1 protein-coding gene is annotated in these 237 nt (G+C 53.6%); it reads left to right on the top strand.

Features of this window, described 5'->3' with window-relative positions; genetic code table 11:
* Positions 1 to 11: 11 nt before the first annotated feature.
* On the top strand, positions 12 to 237 hold a 226-nt coding region (locus tag AAIR21_RS28220), incomplete at its 3' end, for a porin (RefSeq protein ID WP_434682887.1).

Genomic DNA, 237 nt, shown 5'->3' with positions numbered 1-237 from the left:
AGGCTATTCAGATGAAATTAAAGGTTCTTTCCCTGCTGGTTCCGGCACTGCTGGCAGCCGGTGCGGCGCATGCCGCCGAGGTTTATAACAAGGACGGCAACAAGCTGGATCTTTACGGTAAGGTCGATGGCCTGCATTACTTCTCTGATGATAAAAGCGTTGACGGCGATCAGAGTTATGCACGTGTCGGCTTCAAGGGCGAAACCCAGGTGAATGACCAGCTGACCGGCTACGGTC

The organism is Enterobacter sp. PTB (genome assembly GCF_051130085.1).
GTDB classification, from domain to species: domain Bacteria; phylum Pseudomonadota; class Gammaproteobacteria; order Enterobacterales; family Enterobacteriaceae; genus Enterobacter; species Enterobacter ludwigii.
Note: the sequence above shows the minus strand (reverse complement) of the source record. Positions and strands in the feature narration are given on the sequence as shown.